A 277-nucleotide genomic window follows, 5' to 3' on the forward strand; every position below is an offset into this window, starting at 1 on the left:
TCCCAATTGGAAGGGCCGTGGGAGACGACCACGTGGATAGGCGGCAGGTGAAAAACCAGAAATGGAACAGCCGAGCCGTACTAATGGCCCGAGGGCTTCACTTGTCCCGGAATTTTACTTCTTTTTCTTTACCCTTATGTCAACGGTTTTGCTGCTTGTCATTGAACACGACAAGCGACGCCAGCAATGGTGGCTTTAGCCCGGGTGTTCACCTCTTCCCATTCCGAACAGAGCCGTTAAGCCCCGGTGCGCCTATGGTACTGCCTTCACCGGTGGG

The 277-nt window shown here is 54.5% G+C and carries 1 rRNA gene and 1 other annotated feature; the gene reads left to right on the top strand.

Annotation, left to right across the window (positions count from 1 at the left end):
• A 23S ribosomal RNA gene (locus tag BEN49_RS28690) occupies nt 1-104 on the top strand; the annotation flags it as partial.
• A gap of 81 nt (nt 105-185) precedes the next feature.
• Nucleotides 186-269: a sequence feature (5S ribosomal RNA rRNA prediction is too short), on the top strand.
• Nucleotides 270-277 lie beyond the last annotated feature (8 nt).

This window comes from Hymenobacter coccineus, from assembly GCF_001816125.1.
GTDB classification, from domain to species: Bacteria; Bacteroidota; Bacteroidia; order Cytophagales; family Hymenobacteraceae; genus Hymenobacter; species Hymenobacter coccineus.